The sequence below is a fragment of the Pseudoxanthomonas sacheonensis genome, from assembly GCF_010093305.1.
Taxonomy (GTDB): Bacteria; Pseudomonadota; Gammaproteobacteria; order Xanthomonadales; family Xanthomonadaceae; genus Pseudoxanthomonas_A; species Pseudoxanthomonas_A sacheonensis.
The window spans coordinates 29,271-52,300 of the sequence record NZ_PDWS01000026.1 but is presented as its reverse complement, the minus strand read 5'-3'; the positions used below and the strand labels follow the sequence as shown (position 1 = coordinate 52,300).

At 63.5% G+C, this 23,030-nt stretch carries 24 protein-coding genes; 13 read left to right on the top strand and 11 right to left on the bottom strand.

Annotation, left to right across the window (positions count from 1 at the left end; genetic code table 11):
- Positions 1 to 15 precede the first annotated feature (15 nt).
- Both CSC73_RS17745 and otsB read right to left on the bottom strand, forming a co-directional pair.
- A complete protein-coding gene (locus CSC73_RS17745) occupies positions 16 to 1,413 on the bottom strand; it encodes an alpha,alpha-trehalose-phosphate synthase (UDP-forming) (RefSeq protein ID WP_163843262.1) in 1,398 nt (465 codons plus the stop codon).
- A 22-nt stretch (positions 1,414 to 1,435) separates the two neighbouring features.
- The gene (gene otsB / locus CSC73_RS17740; protein WP_163843260.1) at positions 1,436 to 2,284 is read right to left on the bottom strand and encodes a trehalose-phosphatase; all 849 of its coding nucleotides are present in this window, start codon (positions 2,282 to 2,284) and stop codon (positions 1,436 to 1,438) included.
- 296 nt (positions 2,285 to 2,580) lie between these two features.
- On the opposite strand from otsB, the gene CSC73_RS17735 reads away from it, so the two are divergent.
- Positions 2,581 to 3,000, top strand: coding sequence for a CBS domain-containing protein (locus tag CSC73_RS17735; RefSeq protein ID WP_163843244.1), 420 nt, complete (start codon positions 2,581 to 2,583; stop codon positions 2,998 to 3,000).
- A gap of 228 nt (positions 3,001 to 3,228) precedes the next feature.
- Here CSC73_RS17735 and CSC73_RS17730 read toward each other — a convergent pair whose 3' ends face one another.
- Positions 3,229 to 4,008, bottom strand: a complete 780-nt coding sequence (locus CSC73_RS17730; RefSeq protein WP_163843241.1) for a LytR/AlgR family response regulator transcription factor — start codon at positions 4,006 to 4,008, stop codon at positions 3,229 to 3,231.
- A complete protein-coding gene (locus CSC73_RS17725) occupies positions 4,005 to 5,144 on the bottom strand; it encodes a sensor histidine kinase (protein WP_163843238.1) in 1,140 nt (379 codons plus the stop codon). Before CSC73_RS17725 ends, CSC73_RS17730 begins: the two co-directional genes overlap by 4 nt.
- A gap of 220 nt (positions 5,145 to 5,364) precedes the next feature.
- Here CSC73_RS17725 and CSC73_RS17720 point away from each other — a divergent pair, with 220 nt between their 5' ends.
- The gene (locus tag CSC73_RS17720; RefSeq protein ID WP_163843235.1) at positions 5,365 to 5,760 is read left to right on the top strand and encodes a hypothetical protein; all 396 of its coding nucleotides are present in this window, start codon (positions 5,365 to 5,367) and stop codon (positions 5,758 to 5,760) included.
- An 11-nt stretch (positions 5,761 to 5,771) separates the two neighbouring features.
- On the opposite strand, the gene CSC73_RS17715 is transcribed toward CSC73_RS17720, so the two are convergent.
- The 3 genes from CSC73_RS17715 to CSC73_RS17705 all read right to left on the bottom strand — a co-directional run bounded on the left by CSC73_RS17715 (position 5,772) and on the right by CSC73_RS17705 (position 7,599).
- Positions 5,772 to 6,140 (bottom strand): hypothetical protein, encoded by a 369-nt coding sequence (locus CSC73_RS17715; protein ID WP_211840922.1) that lies wholly within the window; start codon positions 6,138 to 6,140, stop codon positions 5,772 to 5,774.
- Positions 6,141 to 6,500: 360 nt separating this feature from the next.
- A complete protein-coding gene (locus tag CSC73_RS17710; protein WP_163843230.1) occupies positions 6,501 to 7,106 on the bottom strand; it encodes a TetR/AcrR family transcriptional regulator in 606 nt (201 codons plus the stop codon).
- A 7-nt stretch (positions 7,107 to 7,113) separates the two neighbouring features.
- Positions 7,114 to 7,599: a hypothetical protein gene (locus CSC73_RS17705; RefSeq protein WP_163843227.1), complete on the bottom strand. Its 486-nt coding sequence runs from the start codon at positions 7,597 to 7,599 to the stop codon at positions 7,114 to 7,116.
- A gap of 394 nt (positions 7,600 to 7,993) precedes the next feature.
- Here CSC73_RS17705 and CSC73_RS17700 point away from each other — a divergent pair, with 394 nt between their 5' ends.
- From CSC73_RS17700 to CSC73_RS17670, 7 genes are read left to right on the top strand one after another with little or no spacing between them, the layout of a single operon-like run.
- On the top strand, positions 7,994 to 9,079 hold the full coding sequence (locus tag CSC73_RS17700) for an alpha/beta hydrolase (protein WP_163843225.1): 1,086 nt from the start codon (positions 7,994 to 7,996) through the stop codon (positions 9,077 to 9,079).
- A 13-nt stretch (positions 9,080 to 9,092) separates the two neighbouring features.
- A complete protein-coding gene (locus CSC73_RS17695) occupies positions 9,093 to 10,148 on the top strand; it encodes an alpha/beta hydrolase (RefSeq protein WP_163843222.1) in 1,056 nt (351 codons plus the stop codon).
- A 22-nt stretch (positions 10,149 to 10,170) separates the two neighbouring features.
- The gene (locus CSC73_RS17690; protein ID WP_163843219.1) at positions 10,171 to 10,908 is read left to right on the top strand and encodes an SDR family oxidoreductase; all 738 of its coding nucleotides are present in this window, start codon (positions 10,171 to 10,173) and stop codon (positions 10,906 to 10,908) included.
- A 26-nt stretch (positions 10,909 to 10,934) separates the two neighbouring features.
- Positions 10,935 to 11,405: a (R)-mandelonitrile lyase gene (locus CSC73_RS17685; protein WP_163843217.1), complete on the top strand. Its 471-nt coding sequence runs from the start codon at positions 10,935 to 10,937 to the stop codon at positions 11,403 to 11,405.
- Entirely contained in the window at positions 11,383 to 12,168 is a 786-nt protein-coding gene (locus CSC73_RS17680) for a carboxymuconolactone decarboxylase family protein (RefSeq protein WP_163843215.1), read from the top strand. The genes CSC73_RS17685 and CSC73_RS17680 overlap by 23 nt, the downstream gene beginning before the upstream one ends.
- A gap of 29 nt (positions 12,169 to 12,197) precedes the next feature.
- Positions 12,198 to 13,073, top strand: a complete 876-nt coding sequence (locus CSC73_RS17675) for an aldo/keto reductase (protein WP_163843212.1) — start codon at positions 12,198 to 12,200, stop codon at positions 13,071 to 13,073.
- 49 nt (positions 13,074 to 13,122) lie between these two features.
- Positions 13,123 to 14,310, top strand: a complete 1,188-nt coding sequence (locus tag CSC73_RS17670) for an aldo/keto reductase (RefSeq protein ID WP_281353008.1) — start codon at positions 13,123 to 13,125, stop codon at positions 14,308 to 14,310.
- Positions 14,311 to 14,342: 32 nt separating this feature from the next.
- On the opposite strand, the gene CSC73_RS17665 is transcribed toward CSC73_RS17670, so the two are convergent.
- Complete coding sequence (locus CSC73_RS17665) at positions 14,343 to 15,236, bottom strand: LysR family transcriptional regulator (protein ID WP_163843209.1); 894 nt, start codon at positions 15,234 to 15,236, stop codon at positions 14,343 to 14,345.
- Positions 15,237 to 15,323: 87 nt separating this feature from the next.
- Here CSC73_RS17665 and CSC73_RS17660 point away from each other — a divergent pair, with 87 nt between their 5' ends.
- The 3 genes from CSC73_RS17660 to CSC73_RS17650 all read left to right on the top strand — a co-directional run bounded on the left by CSC73_RS17660 (position 15,324) and on the right by CSC73_RS17650 (position 17,205).
- Complete coding sequence (locus CSC73_RS17660; protein ID WP_163843206.1) at positions 15,324 to 16,307, top strand: aldo/keto reductase; 984 nt, start codon at positions 15,324 to 15,326, stop codon at positions 16,305 to 16,307.
- A gap of 14 nt (positions 16,308 to 16,321) precedes the next feature.
- Positions 16,322 to 16,915, top strand: a complete 594-nt coding sequence (locus CSC73_RS17655) for a flavodoxin (protein WP_163843205.1) — start codon at positions 16,322 to 16,324, stop codon at positions 16,913 to 16,915.
- Between the two features lie 119 nt (positions 16,916 to 17,034).
- The gene (locus tag CSC73_RS17650; protein WP_163843140.1) at positions 17,035 to 17,205 is read left to right on the top strand and encodes a hypothetical protein; all 171 of its coding nucleotides are present in this window, start codon (positions 17,035 to 17,037) and stop codon (positions 17,203 to 17,205) included.
- Positions 17,206 to 17,356: 151 nt separating this feature from the next.
- Here the strand turns inward: CSC73_RS17650 and CSC73_RS17645 are convergent, their stop codons facing one another.
- The 3 genes from CSC73_RS17645 to gshB form a co-directional block, all read right to left on the bottom strand.
- Positions 17,357 to 20,059 (bottom strand): bifunctional diguanylate cyclase/phosphodiesterase, encoded by a 2,703-nt coding sequence (locus CSC73_RS17645; protein WP_246197568.1) that lies wholly within the window; start codon positions 20,057 to 20,059, stop codon positions 17,357 to 17,359.
- Positions 20,060 to 20,367: 308 nt separating this feature from the next.
- On the bottom strand, positions 20,368 to 21,240 hold the full coding sequence (locus CSC73_RS17640) for an energy transducer TonB (RefSeq protein WP_163843202.1): 873 nt from the start codon (positions 21,238 to 21,240) through the stop codon (positions 20,368 to 20,370).
- A gap of 225 nt (positions 21,241 to 21,465) precedes the next feature.
- Positions 21,466 to 22,431, bottom strand: a complete 966-nt coding sequence (gene gshB / locus CSC73_RS17635; protein ID WP_163843198.1) for a glutathione synthase — start codon at positions 22,429 to 22,431, stop codon at positions 21,466 to 21,468.
- A 187-nt stretch (positions 22,432 to 22,618) separates the two neighbouring features.
- Between gshB and CSC73_RS17630 the strand changes: the two genes are divergently transcribed.
- The gene (locus CSC73_RS17630; RefSeq protein WP_163843194.1) at positions 22,619 to 23,017 is read left to right on the top strand and encodes a response regulator; all 399 of its coding nucleotides are present in this window, start codon (positions 22,619 to 22,621) and stop codon (positions 23,015 to 23,017) included.
- Positions 23,018 to 23,030 lie beyond the last annotated feature (13 nt).

Here is a 23,030-nt window from a genome sequence, read left to right as displayed (position 1 = left end):
CCTTTGATTTCTTTCCTAGGTGCGGCGCGTCGCCAGCATCAGCGCCGTCTTGGGCGGTGCCGCGGCATCCAGCCGTGCCGACGGTGCGGTGGCGGGTCCGCGAAGGCGTTCGAGGAAATCCGACGCCCAGCGTTTGATGTCGTTCCGCCGCAGGTTTTCCATCATCGCTTGCCAGCGGCGGCGCCGTTCCGGGGCGGGCATCGATACTGCGGTGTCGATGGCGCTCGCCACCTCGTCCATATCGTGCGGATTGACCAGCAGCGCTTCGGGCAGCGAGTCGGCGGCGCCTGCCATCCGGGACAGCACGAGTACGCCGGGATCGGAAGGATCCTGGGATGCGACGTACTCCTTGGCCACCAGGTTCATGCCGTCGCGCAGTGGTGTCACCAGCGCCAGATCGGCCGCGCGATAGAAGCCGGTAAGGACGCTGTGCGGATAGCTGTGGTTGACGTACCGGATGGGCGTCCAGTCCGGACGGGCGTGCGTGCCGTTGATATGGCCGGCCAGGCCTTCCAGTTCTTTCCGAAGCTTCTGGTATTCGGGTACCGCGGTGCGCGTCGCAGGAGCGATCTGCAGGTAGGTCAGCGGTTCGCGGTGCGCGCGCTTGCGTTCCAAATAGCGCGCGAACGCCCGGAAACGTTCCGGCAGGCCCTTGGAATAATCGAGGCGGTCGACGCCTACGGCCAGCCGTTTGCCGGAAAGGCTGGCCCTCAGCTCCTCGGCCGCCGATAGCGCCACCGGAGCGGCAGCGACCTGCGCAACGGCGTTGGCGTCGATGCCGATGGGGAATGTCGCCAGTTCGCAACGGATGCCATTCCTGCCGATGGTTTCCAGGGAAGCGCGGAGGTTTTCCCTGTCTCCGTCCGTCTGCAGGCCGACCAGATCGTAGTCGGCCAGGCAACCCAGCAGTTCCTCATGGCCCGGCAGCATGGACAGCACGTCCCACGACGGCATCGGGATATGCAGGAAGAAGCCGATGCGCTGGGCGAAGCCCAGCTTGCGCATTTCCTGCGCCAGCGGGATCAGATGGTAGTCGTGAACCCAGACTACGTCGTCCGCGCACAGCTCGCGTGCAAGCGCACGGGCGAAGCGCCGGTTGACGTCCCGATAGCCCTCATAAGCCTCGCGCCGATAATCCACCAGATCGACCCGATAGTGGAAGAGCGGCCACAGCGTACGATTGGCGAAGTGATGGTAGTACGCGTTGAAATCGGGCTCCGGAATGTCCAGCGTGCAATAGCGGATGCCTTCGCCTATGTGGACGTGCGGCGGCCCTTCGCCATAGCTGCCGCTCCATCCGACCCACACCCCTCGCTGTTCGCGAAGGACGGTCTGCAGCGCTGTGGCCAGGCCTCCGGTCTGGACGTCGCCCGGTTGGGCGACGCGGTTGGACACTACGAACAATCTTCCCACGCCGTTTCTCCTGTGCGGCCTCTCATGCGAGCTCTTCCACAAGCCGCGCTTCACGCTTCGCCAGCCATGCCAGCACCGCATCGACATCGGGCAGCCCGAAACGGGCCGACGTCGCGCGTGGCGCGCCCACCAGCACGCTGATTCCCCGCATTTCGTTGACCGCGGCGAAGCCGGGTTCGTCCGCGGGATCGTCGCCGGCGAACGCGGCGCGTCTTCCCGCGAATGGCGGGCTGGACATGAAGTGGCGGATGGCCTCGCCTTTGTCGACGCCGGCGGGGCGAATCTCGATTCCGTGCAAACCGCGGTGCAGGCGATACGAGGGCAGGGCGCTTTCCAGATCTTCGGCAAAGCCGGTAAGCGCAGGCGCGGCCTCGGGCGCCGAGCGCCAGTGCAGGTAAAGGCAGGGACCGTTGTGTTCGACGCTGGCTCCCGGGAAGTGGGCAGCCAACTCGTTGGCGTATTTCGCATGATCGGCAAGCGCATCGTCGTCCCATTGCGCTGCCCGGTAATCCCCGGCCTCCGTCCGGCGCTGGATGCCGTGAAGGCCAGCCAGGCTAACGAGCCGCAGGGGGTGCAGCAAGGCGTCGAGCGAAGCGATGCTGCGGCCGCTCACCAAAGCCAGCGCGCCGCCCAAATAGCCGGAAAGGCCGGTCAGGAGGCGGCGCAGCGCATCGTCCAGCACCACGCCGTCGGGCCGCTCGACATGCGGCGCGAGAGTTCCGTCTACATCCAGAAACAACGCCCAATTGCGGTTTATCGAAGGAGGAATCCGAGATTCATCATCGTTATCCATGGCGTCCATGTTAAAGATGCGCATGTAATGGATTTGTGCACTGCGATGAAGGGAGGCTGGCGAACCGGAATTCTTCATCGGTTACATAAAGCATCCGTGAAGAAGAAAGCGCATTCCATGCGCTAGCGCTATCTTCGAATCCGCATTTTCCGCGGCGAACCTAACGGAAGCGTCCAGCCGACGCTAAATATTCCGTAAGGCTGAATATTCCGTAGGGATCCATCGGCCAATTCATGGCGGTGCTATCGCATGATCCGCGCCGCCGATGCATCGTCGGACATCATCTCCATAGATCACCGGGGGTTAACGGCAGGTTGACGGTCTTTTGATTTCGCTTGCGCGAGGATCGGACGCCCGCCCGAAAGGAAAGATCAGTGAAAGTCAGAACCGTAATGACGCCTAACCCCGTCGCCGCCGCCGCATCCACCTACTTGAGCGAGGTGGCGCGCAAGATGCTCGACAACGACGTCGGCGAAATTCCGATACTGCATGAAGGAAAACCGATCGGCGTGGTCACCGACCGCGACATCGTGGTCCGCCTGGTCGCGTACGGACAGGATCCGAAGCAGGTGCGAGCGGAAGACTGCATGACCAGTCCGGCGATAACCATAGAACAGAACGCCGATATGAAGGATTGCGCCGAACTGATGGTCCGCGAAAAAATCCGTCGCATACCGATAGTCGACGACCAAGGCCTGCTGTGCGGTATCGTGGCCTTGGCCGATCTGGAGCGCAGAACCGACATGCGCTCGCTGAAGGCGGAGGTTTTCCGGCACGTTTCGCAGCCCCATTGAACGATGGCCGGTGCGCTCAAGCGAACCGGCGTCGGTCCACCTATGTGTTTCCTGTCCGTGAAAGCGGCATTGGCGTTCCGATATGCGATGCGGAAAGGCATGGCCGGAATGCGAACGACTCCGCAATTCAAATTGGATTAAGTGCGTAGGAGCGACGTGAGTCGCGAATGCATGTCCCTTCGCGAATCGCGTCGCTCCTACGCGCGCCAGGAGAAACGTCGATTCGAATCACTCCTCCTTGCGGGTGGAAACCAGCCGCAAGAAGGTCTCGTGCTGGTAACGGCTCATGCGCAGTTGCTGGCCGGTATCCATGGTGACCACGTGATGGCCGTTGAACCAGGGGTGGATGGCCTTGACCCGGCGCACGTTGACGATCGCCGAGCGGTGCACGCGGGCGAAGTGGCGCGGGTCCAGGCGGGCGGCCAGCGTGGCCATGGTCTCGCGTAGTTCGTGCGCGCGGTCGGCAAGATGGATCTGCACCGTGTTGCGGCTGGCCCTGATCCAGACGATGTCGTCGACGGCCACGAAGACCACGTGTTCGTCCACGCGAACCGGTATGCGGTCCAGATAATCGTCGCGCTGGCGCAGCGCGTCCAGCGCCTGCAGGATGCGCGCCGAGGCCTGCGGCCCCACGGCATCGGGCGTGGACAATCGCGTCTTCGCGCGTTGCAGCGTGGCGGCGAAGCGCTCGCGGCTGAACGGCTTGACCAGGTAGTCCACCGCGTTCGCCTCGAACGCGCGCACCGCGTACTGCTCGTAAGCGGTGACGAACACCGTCGCCGGCATGCGCTCGGCGCCGATGGTGGCCACCACGTCCAGGCCGGTGATAGCCGGCATCTGGATGTCCAGGAACACCAGGTCAGGCGACTGGTTGCGGATCGCCGACACAGCCGACACGCCATCGCCGCATTCGCCCAGCACTTCGATGTCCGGATCGTCGCGCAGCAGACGCACGATCGCGTGGCGCGCGATCGGCTCGTCGTCCACCACCAGCGCGCCGATGCTCATGCGGAGGCCGGATCCGGTGAGAACTCCGGCGAAAATTCCGGCGCGTCGTCCGGTCCTTCCAGTTCGCGGAAGGGAATGCGGATGCGGCATACCACTCCTTCGGGAAAGATCATTTCCAAGCGTACCTGCGCGGAATCGCCGTAGAGCTCCTTCAATCGCAAGCGCGTGTTCGACAGGCCGATACCGTGTCCGGCCGAGTCCGCAGGTCCGGCGGCCAGCGTGCTGTTGCGGTTGCGCACGTCTATGCACAGCGTATCGCCCTCGCGCCGGCTTTCGATCTCGATATTGTCGCTGCCCACGCGCTGGCCGATGCCGTGGCGGATCGCATTCTCGACGATGGGCTGCAGGATCAGGCTGGGCACCGCGCAATCCAGCGTATCGGGCGCGATGTAGATCTGCGTGGTCAGGCGGTCCTTGAAGCGGGTGCGCTGGATGCCCAGGTACAGTTCGATCAAAGTCAGCTCGTGGCGCAAGCTGATCTCCTGCCCGTCGTAATCTTCCAGAAACGCGCGCAGCAGTTCGCTCAGCCGCAGCAGCATGTCTTCGGCCGACACTTTGTCTTCGTCGAGCAGAGTGATGATGGCGTGCAGCGTGTTGAACAGAAAATGCGGTTGAAGCTGCGACTTCAACGCCAGCAGCCGCGACTGCGCCAGTTCGGTGGCCAGACGGCTCGCCTCGACCTCGCGGCGCGCTTTTTCGGCGTGGAAATGGATCGCCTGCTGGATGGCGAACAGTGCCCAATAGGTCAGCAGCCCGGTGGCGAAGTGCTGGGCCAGGAAGTACCACAGTTGCTGGCTGAACCCGCTGGGTTCGAACACGGTGGAGACCATCGCCCCGATCACCATCGCCAGGAAGGTGACGCACAGGCTGGCCAACAGTTGCGCACCGAGCCCGCGCAAGCGCAGCGGCGCCCGCACCGGATAGCGCTCCGCAAGACGGAATACGGTGGGCGCCAGCGTGGCCCAGGTGTACCACTGGATCATCGACCAGCGCAGATACGTGAATATGCCGAAGCTGGGGCCGTCGTCCAACCCCGCGGTCAGCGATCCTTGTATGGCGAACACCACCGCCACCGCCGTCCAGAGGGCGAAGTAGCGCCAGAAGCCTATTTCCGTAGTGCCGAGGCGGATCTTCATTGCAAGTGTCCTGACCATCCCGGGTATCGGGACAAGGCCATCCTAGGCGCGGGGCGCTGCCCTGAAAAGCGCGGCGACGCGCGGCTACGATTGGCAACCGCGTAGCGACGATTCGTCCCGATCCGGTTGCCGGAGACGTCTTGGCCTGGGTCTGATGCATGCGCCGACCTGCCATCGCAGTGCCATCGGTGTCCATCCATCCCGACCGGAGACCTTCGCCATGCGCCTGACTCGCCCCGCCGTTCTCGCCACCTTCTTGTTCGCCGCCGCCGCGCACGCCGGCGGGAAGAACATCCGCTATCTGGACCTGATCAATCGCGCGCACGACAGCGTGATTTCCCTCGAAGTCGCGCCCGCAGGCAGCGACGCGTTCCAGGAAAAACCGCTGGGTGCGCCCCTGCGCGGGGGCAGCGATTCGACCACCATAGAAATCGCGGGCGAGAGCTGTCTATACGATATCCGCTTCAAATTCCGCAACGGCAGGACGCTGGTCTACAAGGACGTGGACATCTGCAGCGGGGGAAAACTCGCAATTCGTCCGCTGCCGCGGGACACAAGCTGGCTGGTCCGTTCGCAACTGCCGGCTGCGCAATACGCTGGCGGGCAGGTTCCATGACGCGCATGGTTTCATGGTTCGGCGTCGGGTATTTCCTCAAGCGAGAAGTACACCGTCTTGCCGTGCCGACGCGCCAGCTCGACCATTTCATCTGCGCCGGCGGACGGTCCGCCGATGCGCAGGCAGCCGTCGCATTTGGCGACTACACGGCGTGAGACGGGGTGGAATATTTCGTTGAAGACCGGGTCGCCCACGCCGGTGGAGCCGGCGTGCTCGATCAGCGGCAGGGCGTACCACTCGCCCATGACGGGCAGGTGTCCGGCACGGAACAGGCGAAGCGACGCTTCCGTCATCGCCTCCACGTTCTTCGCGATAAGAAGGGGGTCGTCGTTGGTGCCCGAGCGGTACGGGCCGGCGACCAGGATCATTTGGGGTTTCACGAGTACTCCAGATAGAGGTCTGAGGCCTGGGAGCAGGCCGAACCGCGAGGCGGATCCGGCCCGAACGGATTGTCGCGCGTCATTGTCGGTCTGCCTGACGAATAGCCGGGCATAGGAACCCGACCGCCGAACAGCTTGCTCTCTTGCCCAGCTCGGCAGGGATGGTCGCTTCCGACCCGGAGCAGACGGTCGCTGCTGCCGGGTGCCCGTTTGGCAGCGGAAGCGGACATGCATCGGCCTTCAACAGGAAATGGCCGGTATAGCGTGTCCCATCTAAAACCACGGATCAACCGCACATGACGAGATGGTGCGATCAAGCCCTGCACATGCCAAGTGCCTGCGTGATTGCGTCCTTGACCGCTATGTCACCCTCAACCGGTTGGTAGCCGTCTTCGCGATCTCCCAGAAAAGCGGCGCATTACCGGTGGCGCGCGCAGAAAGCATTGCGCCGTGTATCGAAGCCATGAACATGGACGCTTCAGCGGACGGCGTGTCGCTCAACTGCATTTTTCCCTGTGCCACTCCTTGCTCCATGGTCAGGGTAAGCCAGGTATGGAGATCCTTGAAATGCGCTTTGACTTCATCTGCCACTTCGGCCGGCACCGCCGGCAATTCCGCCGCCAGCAGCGCGCAGATGCAGATCGGGGGATTGGAGGCTTGTATGCAGTCCGCCCAATAGCGCGAGTAGGTGACAAGCCGTGCGAAGGGGTCCGGCGTGGATTCATCGAGTGCCTGCAGGCCACGTTGCGTTGCTTCCCTATGCCGCGCCACTGTTGCCTTCACCAAATCCGCCTTGGCGGGAAAGTGATGATGAATGCTGGCTTTGCGTACCTCAACCAGCTGCGCAATGTCCGCGTAGCTGAAGCCGTTGTAACCACCGGAGGCCAGCAGCTCGTTCGTCCGCTGGAGGATCTCCTGCGCTTTGGCCGAGTACTGCAACTGCGAATCTGGTTCTGAAGTGGACATCAACCGATCACCTGGTCTGGAGATGTTGTTGCTTGCGTAGCGCGAGAATCTGCAACGGAATGCCGACGATCAGCGCCAGGAACAGCGCGCCCTGCACGCCAAGCAGTAGTGGGTCTTTCAAATCGGTCACCAGCGGATTGCCGACCGGCAGCCTGCGCAGACTCTCGCTGACGGTGGGGATCATCAGCAGGAATACGCTGATGCTCAGAGAAATCGTCTGGACGTACTTCCAGAAATTCCTCGCCGTTCGCCATCTTGCGATGCCGTATCCCACCAGCAACATCGCCAACGTGACGGTGGCAACGACCACGCTGACCGGCTGGTGCGCAATCGGATACACCGTCAGCACGCCCAGCAGCATGAACCATAAATACGCACGGCCAGCCCCAGTCTCGGGAACAATCCGCCCATGCTTGACCAGCATGTAAGCGGCAAGAGGAATGGCCGGGAGGCTGCCCAGCGTGTGGAGCCAGCCAATTGGAGAGATGCCCACGGGAGTCGTTCCTGTCAGAGGGGAGCGATATCAGCCTACCTACTGGTAGGTAGATAGTCAACAGGCCGTGCGGTGCCCCGTCAGCCATCGGCTGAACGGGTAAGGGGTTCCCACCGCGCTACCGCACAGACAGCCTGGCGCTACCTACCTTTCCTCTCACTGATACAGCATTCGCCACCCACTGCCCGCATCCGTGATCGCTTGAGGCGATGGACTGCATGCGTTTCATCGGGTTGCATGTCATTGAGTTGCAAGTCCGCTTCCGACCCATTGCGGAGATCGGCAACTTGGCTCGACTTATACAAATAACGCATTAGTTCTATTCAACTAATGCTATTTATTTATTAAATGCCGGGGATTAAGTTGCTTCAGCCTATTAGGGTCTGGAGTAACCATGAAGACGAGCGTCGTCCGCAACTTCCTTTTCAGCATTGTCGCGCTCGGGCTAACGCTGGACATCTGCATTGCTGCGGTGGCTGCAGAACGCAGCCCGTTGGCCATCCAGGACCAAGGCAGCGTTGTTGCCGGCGGCACGGTGGCGACGCAGCCGGGCACGTTTGACCCCTACAACCCAATCAAGCCCGATGGCCAGACCTACCACGGTGATCATGTCTATGCGTTCTATCAGGTCCCCGTAAACGCTCGTCCACTCCCCATCGTCATGTGGCACGGTGCAGGCCAATCGGCGAAGACCTGGGAAACGACGGCCGATGGGCGTGAGGGGTTTCAGAACATTTTCCTGCGCCGCCGCTTCTCCACGTATCTCATCGACCAGCCTCGCCGCGGCGATGCGGGACGCACCATGGTCGAATCCACGATCAAGCCGGTGCCCGACGAGCAGCTCTGGTTCAACCAGTTCCGGATCGGGCTGTGGCCCAACACCTTTGAAGGCAGCCAGTTCCCACGCGGGCAAGCAGCGCTGGAGCAGTTCTTCCGCTCGATGACGCCCAACACAGGGCCTTACGACATCGAGGTTGTGTCCAATGGTGTGTCCGCGTTGTTGGACAAGATCGGGCCCGCCATCTTATTCACCCATTCGCAGGGTGGCGGCCCGGGTTGGCTGACTGCGACCAAGAACCGCAACGTGAAGGCCATCGTTGCCTTCGAACCCGGCAGCGACTTCGTGTTTCCAGAAGGTGAGGCGCCCGAGCCCATCGCCAGCGCGTTCGACACCCTCAAGCCGCGCGTCGTATCCAAGGCACAGTTCGAAGCGCTGACGCGCATCCCCATCGTCATCTTCTACGGCGACAACATCCCGGCGCAGCCCGTTCGCTTGCCCGCGCAAGACAGTTGGCGCGCCCGCCTTGAAATGGCGCGCCAATGGCGGGATGCGGTCAATCGCCACGGCGGCGATGTCCAGCTCGTCCATTTGCCGGACATCGGCATCACGGGCAACACCCACTTTCCATTCTCAGACCTCAACAACGTCCAGATCGCAGACTTGGTGTCCAAGTTTCTCGCCGATAAGAACATGGATTGACAGGAGCACTTACATGAAGCGAAAAACCTTCCAGGCAACCCTTCTGGCGGCCATGATCGGGCTGTCGGTCGGCAACGCTGCGGCGGCGGACTACAGGCTCAACCCGTTCACACTGGCCTACGAAGGCGCGATCGCGAAGAACGAACCGGGCCAGGTCAACATCCATCCGGTTTCCTACCAGCTGGATGGTTTGGAAATCGCCGCCAACGTCTACACGCCGGCGAATCACGACCCCAGGAAGAAATACCCGGCGGTGGTCGTTGCGCACCCGAACGGCGGCGTCAAGGAACAAGTCGCGGGCTTGTATGCCCAACGCCTGGCGGAACACGGTTACATCGCGATCACCGCGGATGCTGCCTATCAGGGCGCGAGTGGTGGCCGGCCGCGCAACGTGGACAAACCCACCCACCGGATCGAGGATATCCACGGCATGGCGGACTACATCGCCCGCTATCCGGGTGTGGACGCCGCGCGACTGGGTCTTCTGGGTATTTGTGGCGGCGGTGGCTATTCGCTGGCCGCGGCGCAAACCGACAAGCGGTTCAAGGCGATTGCGACCATCAGCATGTTCAACTCCGGTCGTGTCCGACGCAACGGCTACGTGGATTCGCAATTGGACACGATCCAACAGCGGTTGCAACAGGCCTCCGAAGCCCGCGCGCAGGAGGCGGCCGGTGGCGAAACGCTTTATTCGGGAGACGCCAACCTGACCGATGAGCAGATCGCCAAGCTGCCGTTCGATCTGTATCGCCAGGGTTACGAGTATTACTGGAAGACCCACGCGCACCCGGGCTCGACCTTCAAATACACCACCAGCAGTTTGTTGGATCTGATGCGTTGGGACGCTACCGACCAGATCGAGTTGATCGCTCGGCCGTTGCTGATGATCGCCGGCAGCAAGGCCGACAGTCTGTACATGAGCGAGGACGCGTTCGCCAAGGCGACCGGCACACAAGACAAGGAGCTGTTCAAGCTCGATGGCGCCACCCATATCGAGACCTACTGGGTTCCGAAATACGTAGACGCCGCCGTGGCCAAGTTGGCCGAGTTCTACGGCAGGACCCTCTAAACCTACAACGATGGGCACAACAATGGACAATATTGCAGGCAAAGCGGTCGCCATCACGGGGGCCAGCTCGGGCTTGGGCGCGGAGACCGCGCGCCACCTTGTGAAGGCCGGCGCCAAAGTGGCACTCGGGGCCCGTCGACTGGACCGACTCGAAGCGTTGGCCCAGGAGCTTGGGAAAGAGAATTGCACGGTCTTCCAGGTGGATGTCGTGGACCGTGAACAAGTCGCGGCCTTCGTCGATCACGCGGTGAAGGCCTTCGGGCGGATCGACGTGATGATCAACAACGCCGGCGTGATGCCGCTCGCGCCGCTGGAGATGTTGCGCCTCGATGAGTGGGACCGAAGTATCGACGTGAACATGAAGGGCGTCCTGTGGGGCATCGCCGCCGCTCTGCCCCATTTCAAGGCGCAGCAGTCCGGCCATTTCATCAACGTGTCGTCTGTCGCCGGGCACAAGGTCGGCGTTGGATCGGCCGTCTACTCGGCCACCAAGCATTCGGTGCGCGTGATTTCCGAAGGACTGCGACAAGAGGTGAAGCCCTACAACATCCGCACCACCGTCCTGTCGCCGGGGGCGGTCGATACCGAGCTTCCAGCGTCGGTCAAGGCCGCAGGCGTTTCCGAAGGCGTGGCCCGGTTCTACGAGGCCACCGCCATTCCCGCATCGAGCTTCGCCCGTTGCGTGCTGTTCGCGATGAGCCAACCCGATGGCGTGGACATCAACGAGATCCTGTTCCGTCCGACGAGGCAGGAACTTTAAGCACGATGAACCCTGGAGGATCCACCATGACCAAGACCCTGTTGGGAATTGCGGTATGCGCCGCAGCTCCCTTCGCCCAGGCCGGCGAAGCGGCCACGCAGCAGATCGCCCGCGCAGGTGCCCAAGCCTCGGCTGCCGGGCCTGCGGAGAATTTCACCGGGCGCGTCCGTGTCGATCCTCTGTTTCCCGCCACCGACGAAATTAAGGCATCCGGCGCTTACGTCACGTTCGAGCCGGGTGCGCGCTCGGCCTGGCACACGCATCCGGCCGGGCAACGGCTCGTCGTGGTGTCCGGCGTCGGCCTCATCCAGGAATGGGGCAAGCCCGTGCAGGAGATCCGCCCTGGCGACGTGATCGTCTGCCCGTCGGGCGTGAAGCATTGGCACGGTGCCGCGCAGACGGCCGCGATGACCCATCTGGCCGTGACCGGCTCGGTGGACGGCAAGAGTGTCGAGTGGATGGAGAAAGTCAGCGATGACCAATACAACGCCCGCTAAGCCTTGGCTGGGTGCATTGGCCGCTACGTGGGCATTGAGTCTGGTGCTGGCGACCTCGCCGACCTGCGCCGCCCAGCAAATCGAGGAACCACAAGCCATGACTTCCGTTCCGCCCGCCTCCGAAACGCTCACGGCCAGGCAGAAAGCGATCCCGTTGATCGCGGCCGCCATGGCCACCAGCGACATGCCCCGGCTCAATGTTGCCTTGAACCGGGGGCTCGACGCAGGCCTGACTGTCAGCGAAGCCAGGGAGATCCTGGTACAGCTTTACGCCTACACCGGCTTCCCACGCAGCCTCAATGCGCTGGGCGAATTGTTGAAGGTGGTCGAGGCACGCAAGGCCCGCGGCATCGAGGATGCGCCGGGGCGCGAGCCCGGCCGGGCCATTCCGACCGGCGATGAGTTGATCGCAGTCGGCACGGCCAACCAGACCAGGATTTCAGGCGCTCCGGTCAAAGGCCCGGTGATGGACTTCGCGCCGGTCATCAACCAATACCTGCAGACGCATCTGTTCGGCGACATCTTCGAGCGCGACAACCTCGACTGGCAGAACCGCGAACTGGCCACGGTTGGTGCCTTGGCCGCCACGCCCGGCGTGGAGGCGCAGTTGCGTTCGCACATGGCGGCCAGCTTGCGGGTCGGCCTGACCGTTGCGCAGTTACACCAATTGATCCAGTTGCTCGCCGAAGGCGGAGATGCCGATGCGGCACGGCGGGCCCGCGAAGCGTTAGACCAGCACCTGGCCGCAACGCCGAAGCCGTAAACACGGCGCTCATCACCGAGAACAACACCATGCAAACGATCACATTGAACAACGGCGTCGTTATGCCAATGCTGGGTCTGGGAGTGTTCCAGTCTCCGCCCGATGCCACGGCCGCTGCCGTCCAGGAAGCCTTGCGACTGGGCTACCGCCTCATCGACACGGCGGCCTCCTACGGCAACGAACGCGAGGTGGGCGAGGGCATCCGCCGTTCCGGCCTCGCCCGGGGGGATATCTTCGTCGAGACGAAGGTGTGGATCAGCGACTACGGCTACGACGCCACGCTGCACGCGTTCGACAAGAGCGCCGGCAAGCTTGGAGTCGAACAGCTCGACCTGTTGCTCTTGCACCAACCGTTGACCAGTCGCTTCGATCTCACCAACGGTGCTTACAAGGCGCTGGAAAAGCTCTTGGCCGATGGCCGGGTGCGCGCCATCGGCGTCAGCAACTTCATGCCGGACGCACTGCGACGCCTGTTGGCGGAAACGTCGGTCATGCCCGCGGTGAACCAGATCGAGGTCCACCCCTACTTCCAGCAGAAGGAATTGCAACGGCTGCACGCCGAACACGGCATCCTGACCCAGGCCTGGTCGCCCATCGGCGGCATCACGTCCTACCGGGGTGGCGAGAAAAGCACGTTCGATGATCCCACTTTGCAGCGGATCGCGCGCGAACACGACAAGTCGCCCGCGCAGGTGATGCTGCGCTGGCACCTGCAAGAGGGCCGTTCGGCGATCCCGAAATCCACCAAGCCCGCGCGCATCGCCGAGAACCTGGATGTGTTCGACTTCGAACTCACCCAAGAGCAGATCGCTGCGATCGATACGCTCGACACCGGCGTTCGCGGCGGACCCGAGCCGGACAGCATCACCTTGGAGAACTACGGCCGCGAGATTCCGGAGGCCTGAAACCACCGCAAGCGACCGCCCCAGAGACCCTCAGCCACGAGTGAAGAGCATGGATAACGACCCGACCAGTACCGACCGCCGCAAATTGCTCATGGGAGCCGCGACGCTGGCCGCTGCGGCCCCATTGGCAGCCGGATTGGCGGCATGCCAAGGCCCGCGCGAGCAGGAAACGAAGACCAAAGCCAGCAGCGCAGCAGGAGCTTCGAAGCCGGACGCACGCGTTGCCCTGACCGATCGTCGCAAGCTGGGGAAGTTGGAAGTTTCCAGCTTGGGCCTCGGCGTGCAGAACATGCACCGAACCTACCAGACGACCGTTCCGTACCGACCCGAGATGATCAACATCATTCGGGCGGCCTATGAGCATGGCGTAACCTTTTTCGATACCGCCGAAGCCTACGGCCCGTTTGAGAACGAGCGGATCCTCGGCGAGGCCATCGAACCGTTCAGGGACAAGATCAGGATTACATCCAAGTTCGGTTGGAACATCGATCCGGTGACCGGTGAGCGCGGCCCCGGACTCAATAGCCGCCCTGGACACCTCAAACGGGCGGTCGAAGGCATGCTCAAGCGCCTGCGCACCGACCGCATCGATCTTCTCTATCAACACCGCATCGATCCGCAGGTGCCTATCGAGGATGTCGCGGGAGCGATCAAGGATCTGATGGATCAAGGAAAGGTCCTGCATTGGGGACTTTCCGAGCCGGGGGTACAGACGATCCGTCGCGCTCATGCCGCATTGCCGCTGACCGCGATCCAGAACGAGTACTCGATGGCGACCCGATACCCGGAAAATGAAGTGATCCCCCTCTGCGAGGAGTTGGGCATCGGCTTTGTGTCCTGGTGGCCGCTCGACTGCCAGTTGCTCACCGGCTCGATCGACGCGGACACGCGATTTGCCGCTGGTGATCTGCGCGCCATCACGCCAAGGTTCTCCCCGGAAAATCTCCGGCACAACATGCCGCTGATCGACCTGATCAAGACCTGGGCCCAACGCAAGAAAGCGGCGCCTGCGCAGATCGCGTTGGCCTGGCTGATGGCGCAAAGGCCGTGGATCGTGCCCATTCCAGGAACCACCCAAATGGCGCACATGCTTGAGAACATCGGAGCGGCGGACGTGGCTTTCGACGCTGCGGAACTCCAGGAACTGAACGGTGCCCTTGAGGCTATTGCCATCCAAGGTGAGCGATTGCCGCCGGCAGTGCTCGCTTTTAGCGGCGTGGAAGCCCCTAAGAAATAGCCACTGCATCCATCGGGAACAGGGCGACGCGCTCAGCCGGAGTATCGGAGCGCGTCGCGGAACAGCGTAAAGGCCGGCGAGGTCTGACGCCGGCTCGGGTAGTAGAGGTGATAGCCCGGGAATGGCTCGCACCAATCCGAAAGCACGCGAATCAACCGGCCCTCTGCCGCATGCGTCTCCACCAGGTCCTCCGGCATGTAAGCCAGGCCCAAACCTTTCAGCGCAGCGTCCAGGCGCATGGCGATGTTGTTGAACACCAGTTGGCCTTCGACGCGGACCTTCAGCTCCTGCCCCTTCTTCTCGAATTCCCAGGCATAGATGCCGCCGTAGGTCGGCAGGCGGATGGTGATGCAGTTGTGTCCGGTCAGATCGTGCGGGGTCTTCGGACGCGGGTGGCGCGTGAAGTAATCCGGAGAGCCGACGACGGCCATGCGCATATCGGGGCCGACACGCACCGCGATCATGTCCTTGGCGACCTGTTCGCCCAGCCGGACACCGGCATCGAAGTTCTCGGCCACGATGTCGGTCAGGCCGTAGTCCACGATGACTTCGATATGGAGATCGGGGTTATCGGGCAGCAGCCTCTCGAGCACCGGCTGCAGGACCGTGACCGCCGCGTGTTCGCCGGCGGTGATGCGCAGCTTGCCCGCGGGTTTGTCGCGGAACTCGCTGAGCAATGCAAGTTCGGTGTTGATCTCCTCGAACCTGGGAGCGACCACTTTGAGGAGGTGTTCCCCTGCTTCGGTGGGGGACACGCTGCGGGTCGTGCGCGCCAGGAGCCTGACCCCCAGCCGCTCTTCCAGCTGGCGCATGGACCGGCTCAAAGCCGGCTGGGACATGCCGAGCTTCGCCGCAGCGCGGGTAAAGCTGCGTTCGCGGGCAACGACCGAGAAGATCGCGAGTTGGTCGTAGCTCTCCGTCGGCATTTATGCGGCCTTGTTATCAACCAATTCCGATTATGCCACCTAGTGCCGGCAATGGATCGGGCCTAGATTGGACCTACGGAGGACACCATGAAGACCCGGCGACTCGGCAACAGCCAACTGAACGTTTCCGCCATCGGCCTGGGCTGCATGGGCCTGAGCTACGGCTATGGGCCCGCTGTGGACCGCGCGGACGGCATCGCTCTCATCCGCAACGCCTTTGAGCGGGGCGTGAACTTCTTCGACACCGCAGAGGCTTATGGCCAAGGGGCGAACGAAGAACTGCTGGGCGAGGCGCTGGCGCCGGTACGCAACCAGGTCGTCATCGCCACCAAGTTCGGTTTCAAGAACGGCGACACGGCGCAAGGCTTGGACAGCAGGCCGGAACGCATCCGCGAAGTAGCCGATGCCGCGCTCAAGCGCTTGCGGACCGACTGCATCGATCTGTTCTACCAGCACCGGGTGGACCCGGACGTGCCGATGGAGGACGTGGCCGGTGCCGTCAAGGACCTCATCGCCGAAGGCAAGGTCAAGCACTTCGGATTGTCGGAGGCGGGGGTGGACTCCATCCGCCGTGCGCACGCCGTGCAGCCCGTGGCGGCTTTGCAAAGCGAGTATTCGCTGTGGTGGCGCGAACCTGAGCGAACCGTTCTGCCGATACTGGAAGAACTCGGGATTGGTTTCGTTCCCTTCAGCCCGCTGGGGAAGGGTTTCCTCACGGGCGCGATCGGCGTGGACACGACGTTCGGCAGCAACGACTTCCGCAGCATCGTGCCCCGGTTCTCGCCGGAAGCGCTCCAAGCCAACCAGGCCCTGGTCGAACTGCTTGGCGCTATCGCGGCAGGCAAGGGCGCGACGCCTGCGCAGATTGCGATCGCTTGGTTGTTGGCACAGAAGCCGTGGATCGTCCCCATCCCGGGTACCACCAAGCTCCATCGTCTTGAAGAGAATTTGGGTGCGGAAGCCGTGGTGCTTGCCGATGCGGATCTCCGTCGAATCGATGAAGCATTGGCGAAGGTGAAGATCGAAGGAAACCGCTATCCGCCCGCGCTGCAAGCGCGCGTGGGCCGCTGACGCGAGGCCTAGCGATGACATCGCCACATGACCACACACGCCGAGCGATGATGACCGCTTTGGCGAGCCTGCCCCTGAGCTGTTGCGCTGCAAACACTGGCAACGGTGGTGAGATGCGACAGGTTGGATCGCGAACGCTGGTTGCCTATTTTTCGCGCTCCGGAAACACGCGCGTCGTGGCGGGCCTAATCCACCGTGGGCTCGGCACGGACCTGTTCGAAATCCGGCCCGCTTCCCCTTACCCGGAAGACTACTTGGCCACCGTCGAACAGGCGCGCCAGGAACGCGACCGGGGCTTCGAGCCCACCCTGGAAGCCCAGGTTCCCGATATGGCTGCCTACGACACGGTGTATCTGGGCTTCCCCATCTGGGGCGAAACTGCTCCGCCTGTGGTCCGGAGTTTCTTGAAGGCGCACGGTCTGGCGGGGAAGACCCTGATTCCTTTCATCACCCACGGGGGTTACGGGCTCGGAAACAGTCAATCGGTCCTCGTCGGCCATGCGCCCGAGGCGCGGCTCCAACGCGGCTTCTCGATGGAGGCGGATCAGGAGCGGCGGACAATGAACCGTGTGAAGAATTGGCTCAGCGGGACCGGCTCCATGATCTGAGTTGCACCGAGCGGGCAAGCGCGGACGGCCGCTCTGGCCGGAAGTGCTCCCACAGTGCAGGTCAGGTCGTGTGTGTTCCTTCTCGGGAATCGAACATCGTGACGCCGGCGCGGGCCGCCGTGACAGGCACTATCCGCCCACCCAGCCCGCATCCGGCACGCAAGGTGCGGGCGCTCACCGAACTGCTGATCGCGTGCTTCGACCAGGGGCCTGATTTTTCCTCTGTCGTCGGCCAGAGTGTTGCCGGAAGCGCGCGGGCGGTGCGCAAGCTTCGTAAGCCGGGCGATTGATTCGGCTGAATCATTAATCGCTCAAGTCGAGTGCGGAGTATTCAGCCTAAGACCGGATGGTTGTGGACGTCCGATTCCGACCGCGGATTCAATCGATCGATGCGACCGCGGAACGCTCCGCCCGCATTGGAACACGCGAAGCAAGACAGAATCAGTGACCCACCGCGCGTCGCCACTGCGAACCCGCGCGCTGGAACAGCACGCGTTCGGGACGGTGCAGGGCGAAGCCCTGGCCGTAGTCCACGCCCAGCGAATTCAGGGCCTTCGACATGTGGCTGGCGCTGACCCATTCGGCCACCACTTTCAATCCGCGCTGGTGGCCGATCTGGGTGATGGCGCTGATGATGGTGCGGCTCATCGGGTCGGTGTCCAGATCGCGGACGAAGCTGCCGTCGATCTTGATCATGTCCACCGGCAGATTCTTCAAGTAACCGAACGAGGACATGCCGGCGCCGAAATCGTCCAGTGCGATCAGGCAACCGGCCTGGCGCAGGCGTTCGATCATGTGCACCACCTTGAGCAGGTTGCGCACCGCCACGGTTTCGGTGATCTCGAAACAGAGCTTGTGCGCCGGCACTCCGTATTGGGCCATCAACCCGAGAATGTAATCGGCCAGTCCCTCGTCCTCGATGCTGGCGCCGGACAGATTGATGGCGCAAGTGCCCAGGCGCGCGCCCGCCGGATGCAGCTCGGAAAAATGCGCCAGCGCATTGCGGATCACCCAGCGGTCGATGGCCGGCATCAATCCGTAGCGTTCGGCCGCCTGCAGGAAAGTGCCGGGAAGTACGATGCTGTCTTCCTCGTCGCGCAGCCGCAGCAGCAGCTCGATGGTGGGCGCGTCGGCACGCGCTGCGCCCAGCGGAACGATTTCCTGGTAATCCAGCAGCAGGCGATCCTGCTCCACCGCCCAGCGCACGCGGTTGGCCCATTCCATCTCGCTCTGGCGACGCGTGGTCTCGTCGTCCTCGCGATAGATGTGCACGCGATTGCGGCCGTTCTCCTTGGCCAGGTAGCAGGCGGTGTCGGCCCAGGCCAGCAGATCCTTGAGCGTCGGTTCGCCATGATCCACCACCACCACGCCGATGCTGGCGCTGATCGTGTAGGTATGCGTCTGCCAAGTGAACATCAGCGCCTCGATGCATTCGCGCAGGCGCTCGGCCAGGACGCGTGCGTCGTCGGCGTCCACATCGAACGCCAGTAGTCCGAATTCGTCGCCGCCCAGCCGCGCCAGGACATCGCCGAGGCGCTGTTGCTGGCGCATGGCCAGCGCCAGTTGCGCCAGCAGCTGGTCGCCGGCCATGTGGCCGGAGACGTCGTTGATCAGCTTGAACTGGTCCAGGTCGATGTACAGCAGCGCGCAAGGGCGGGAGTCGGGGTGGAGCTTGCGTTCGGCCAACGCAAGTTCGACCCGTTGCTCGAACTCGCGGCGGTTGCATAGTTCGGTCAGTGCGTCGTGGGTGGCCTGGTAGATCAGGCGTTCGGTCAGCTCGCGATGCTCGGAAATGTCGGTGGCCACCATCAGCAGATGCGGAACGCCGTCCATGTCCACCTGCGCGATCGATGCCTTGACCCAGAATGGCTCGCCGCCGTGGCTCAGCAGCGCCGCATCCACGCTGCTCCAGTCCTCGCCCAGCGTCCGGGGATCGCTGGCGCGCCGCCTCAGCAAAGGATCGGCGAACAGATCGGCCAGCAACGGCCGGCCGGCTTCGCCCAGACGCAGACGCGCGGCCTGATTGGCGTAGACGATCCGTCCATCGCTGCCGTCGGCAAGCAGTACCAGCGCCGGTAGAAGCTCGTTGAGCGTGCGGAAACGGGTTTCGCTCTCGCGGAAACGTTCGCTCATCCGCTGGCCCATTTTCACCGCGCGCCGGCGGGTGGTGGACAGAGACCAGAGCAGCAGCGACAGCAGCAGGCTGATGGTCACGCCCGCGCCGACGACGGCGCGGACGCGCGTGGCGTCCAGCACGTGCACGCGTGGCCGCAGTTGCATTTCCCAGCGGCGGCCGCCGAAGTCCAGGGTCCGCGTCTGTACCGCCGCATCCGCAATGAACGGAGTGCCGGAGTCGAAAAAGGCTTCGCTCCGGGGCGCGTCGAGGTCGTGGATGCGCACATGGAAACGGTCCAGCACCGAGCTGCCCAGCGCCTCGTACACCAACGGTTCCAGGCGCAGGCTGATCGCCAGCGCGCCGATTTCCCGGCTGCGCCGTTCGGCTACATTCGTCGGGATGGGTCCGCGCGAATACACGGGCAGGCGCACCGTCACTCCGAGCGCGGCGGGGCCGGCGTACTGTTTGAACTGGCGCAGCGCGAAGGGTGCGGAAATCACCGGAACGTCCGCGTCCCGCGCGCGCTCCAGCGCCAGCAGATTCGGTTTCTGCGCGGCGATGTCGAAGCCGATCAGCGATTCGTTGCCGCTCAACGGGGCGGCCAGTTCATAGGGATACGCCACGCGCTGCGGATCGTCCGGGTCGGACTGGCGGCGTGCGAAGACGGTGGCGACGTAGCCGGGATGCTTGGCCGATATGCGCAGGTTCTCGCTGTATTGCTCGAACTTCCGCTGGTCCATGCGGTCGTTGGACAGGAACACCGTCTGCATCGCGCGCAGCACGGCGGCAGCCTTCTCCAATGGCGCCTGCAAACGCAATGCGCTGCTGTCGGCCAGCGCAGCGTATGCGGCCTGCGTACGTTCGCGCTCGTCGAGCTGCACATGGTGCGCCACCCAGGCCGTGAACAGCAGGCCGCCGACCAGCAAGGCCAGGGCCCAGACCGCAGGCGGCGGACCCAGGCGTCTTGGCAGATCGTCGGCGGGCATAGGGCCGGCCGATGGCTGCGGCGGGGGAGAAACTGCGTTCACTGCGATACCTGAACTCCTTTTGCGGGGGGAAGGGACAAGGGAAGCACCATGCCCGCGGTCAGACCTCAGCCAACTCAGGCATGCATGCTGCATGCCAAACCCTTGCCGCAGCGTGATGCAGCGCGTAGATCCAGTATCCGCCGATACCGCAGCAATGTGGGCCGGCATCGGCCGGGGGCGCCAGTGTCAGGTTTTGTCCCGCAGCGTCGATCCTGGCCCGCGCATCAGCGCCAGCCGGGCAAGGGCCATCCGTTCATGGAGGAAGCTGCTGGACGGGCGCACAGCCGCCCGAAGCCCAGCGGTGTCGGCTACTGGTCGCGCACTTCGCCGCCCGGCAGGAACTGCCAGGTGCGGGTGACGTGCAGGATGTCGATGTTCTCGTCGGTCTTGGGCAGCGGCGGGAACGGCACCGACAGCTGCACGATGCGCAGCGCGGTGGAATCGAGCAAGGGAATGCCGCTGGACTGGATGATGCGGGTGTTTTCCACCGAACCATCGCGGCGCACGGCCACGCTGATCACCAGCTGGCCTTTGAGGCGTTTGCGCCGGGCCTCGTCGGGATAATTGAGATTGCCCACGCGCTCGGCGCGGTCCACCCATGCGCGCAGGTAGTTGGCGTAGACGTATTCCTTGGTGCTGGCGGAAACGAATTTGCGCTTCGGGCGTTTGGCGTAGAGATCGGAGCGCAGATGGATCTCCGCGGCCAAGCGCGCCATTTCCGCATCGCGGTCGATCTTCAGGTCGCCGCGCGGCAGTTCCGGCCGGTCGGGTTCGGGCCTGGTCTGCGCGGGTGGCACGGAAGTGTCGCCGTTCCTCGAGGCGACCACGCGCGTTTCCGGCGGCGGGGCGACGTCGGGCGACTGCGCACGCAAGGGTTGCGGGGCCACTCCGGTCTGCGTCTGCGGCACCCAGCCGGCCTGGCTGTCGCGCGGACGCTGGGCTTTGTCGTGGTCGCCGCCACCCTGCTGGTTGGCGGCCGCCAGGAAATCGGCCTGCTTCGGCGTGAGCGGGGTCTGGGTCTGGCTGAGGATCACATCCAGCGTGGGCACCACCGGCGCCGCATCGTCCAGGGCGAAACCCAGGCCCAGCACCAGCATGCCGTGCACGATCAACGACAACGCCAGCGTGGCGGTGAGGCGTTCGTTGGAGCCGATCTTGGGCGGGGCGACTACTGCGGACATTTCTAGTGAAGTTTTAAGAGCCCCTCTCCCATCGGGAGAGGGGTTGGGGTGAGGGTACGGCGAAGTGAGAATGCCGCAGATCCTTGTTCGCGGGCCGCGATCAGATTGGCGCTTGCTGTTTTGCCATCGAGCGCTGCCAGTGCGCCACTTCGCCGTACCCTCATCCGCCCTTCGGGCACCTTCTCCCGAGGGGAGAAGGGAGCAAGCCGCAGCGTCAGCCTCCAATCACCCATTCACGACTCTGCTTTCGATCGCATCAAACAACAACCCCGCAATATTCAACCCGAACTGCGCATCCAGTTCGCGGGCGCAGGTGGGGCTGGTGACGTTGACTTCGGTCAGATAGTCGCCGATCACATCCAGGCCCACGAACAGCATGCCGCGGCGCTTCATTTCCGGCGCCACCTGTTCGGCTATCCAGCGGTCGCGGTCGGAGATCGGGCGGCCTTCGCCGCGGCCGCCAGCGGCCAGGTTGCCGCGGAACTCGTCGCCCTGCGGGATCCGCGCCAACACATAGTCCACCGGCACGCCGTCGACCAGCAGGATGCGCTTGTCGCCGTCCTTGATGCCCGGGATGAAGCGCTGCGCCAGGGTCAGGTTGCCGCGGCCGGCCTGGCCCGCTCCTACCAATGTTTCCAGGATGACGTTGAGGTTGGAGTCGCCGGCGCGGGCGCGGAAGATCGAGCGGCCGCCCATGCCGTCCAGCGGCTTCAGCACGGCCTCGCCATGTTCGGCCACGAAGGCCTTGAGCGCCGCCGGATCGCGGCTGACCAGGGTCGGCGGGCAGCATTGCGGAAACAGCAGGGCGGCCAGCTTCTCGTTGAAGTCGCGCAGGCCCTGCGGATCGTTGACCACCAGCGCGCCGGCGCCTTGGGCGATGCTGAGGATGTGGGTGTCGTAGAGGAACTGATCGTCGAACGGCGGATCCTTGCGCATCAGCACCGCTTGGCCCGGGCCGAAGGTCAGCTCAGCTGTCTGGCCCAGGGTGAACCAGCCTGCTTTGTCGTCCTTCACCGTCAGCGGTGCGGCCCGCGCCAGCGCCTGGCCGTCGCGCAAAAAGAGTCCCCCGGGCTGCACATAGTGCAGGCGGTGGCCGCGGCGCTGGGCCTCCAGCAATAAGGAAAAAGTGGTGTCCTTGGCGATCTTGATGGCCCCGATGGGGTCCATCACCACGACGACATCGAGAGGCATACAGGGCGTTCCAGGGGGCATTTCAGGGCAAAGATGTTAGCAGGCGAAAAATGAGACGCAGTTCGCATCGCGGCGTTCAGCTTTCCCCGGACGGGAAGCTCAACTTGACAGTCTGCGCTGGTGCTGGGATATAAGATGCTTCGCAGCGGTGCCGATTAAGAAGCGCCGCGCTTGGGGAAAGAAGGTAATGACAGAGCATGACAACCCGGCCGGGGGGTTCAGCGGCCTCCGGGTGATGGTGATTGACGACTCGAAAACCATTCGTCGCACTGCTGAAACCCTGCTGAAGCGGGAAGGCTGTGAAGTGGTCACGGCAACGGACGGCTTCGAGGCGCTCGCCAAGATCGCCGACCAGCAGCCCCAGATCATTTTCGTGGACATCATGATGCCGCGCCTGGATGGCTATCAGACCTGCGCGCTGATCAAGAACAACCAGGTCTTCAAGAACACGCCGGTGATCATGCTGTCTTCCAAGGACGGCCTGTTCGACAAGGCGCGCGGCCGCATCGTCGGCTCCGAGCAATACCTGACCAAACCCTTCACCCGCGAAGAGCTGCTCGACGCGATTCGCACCCACGTCGGCTGACGGGGAGGAACGA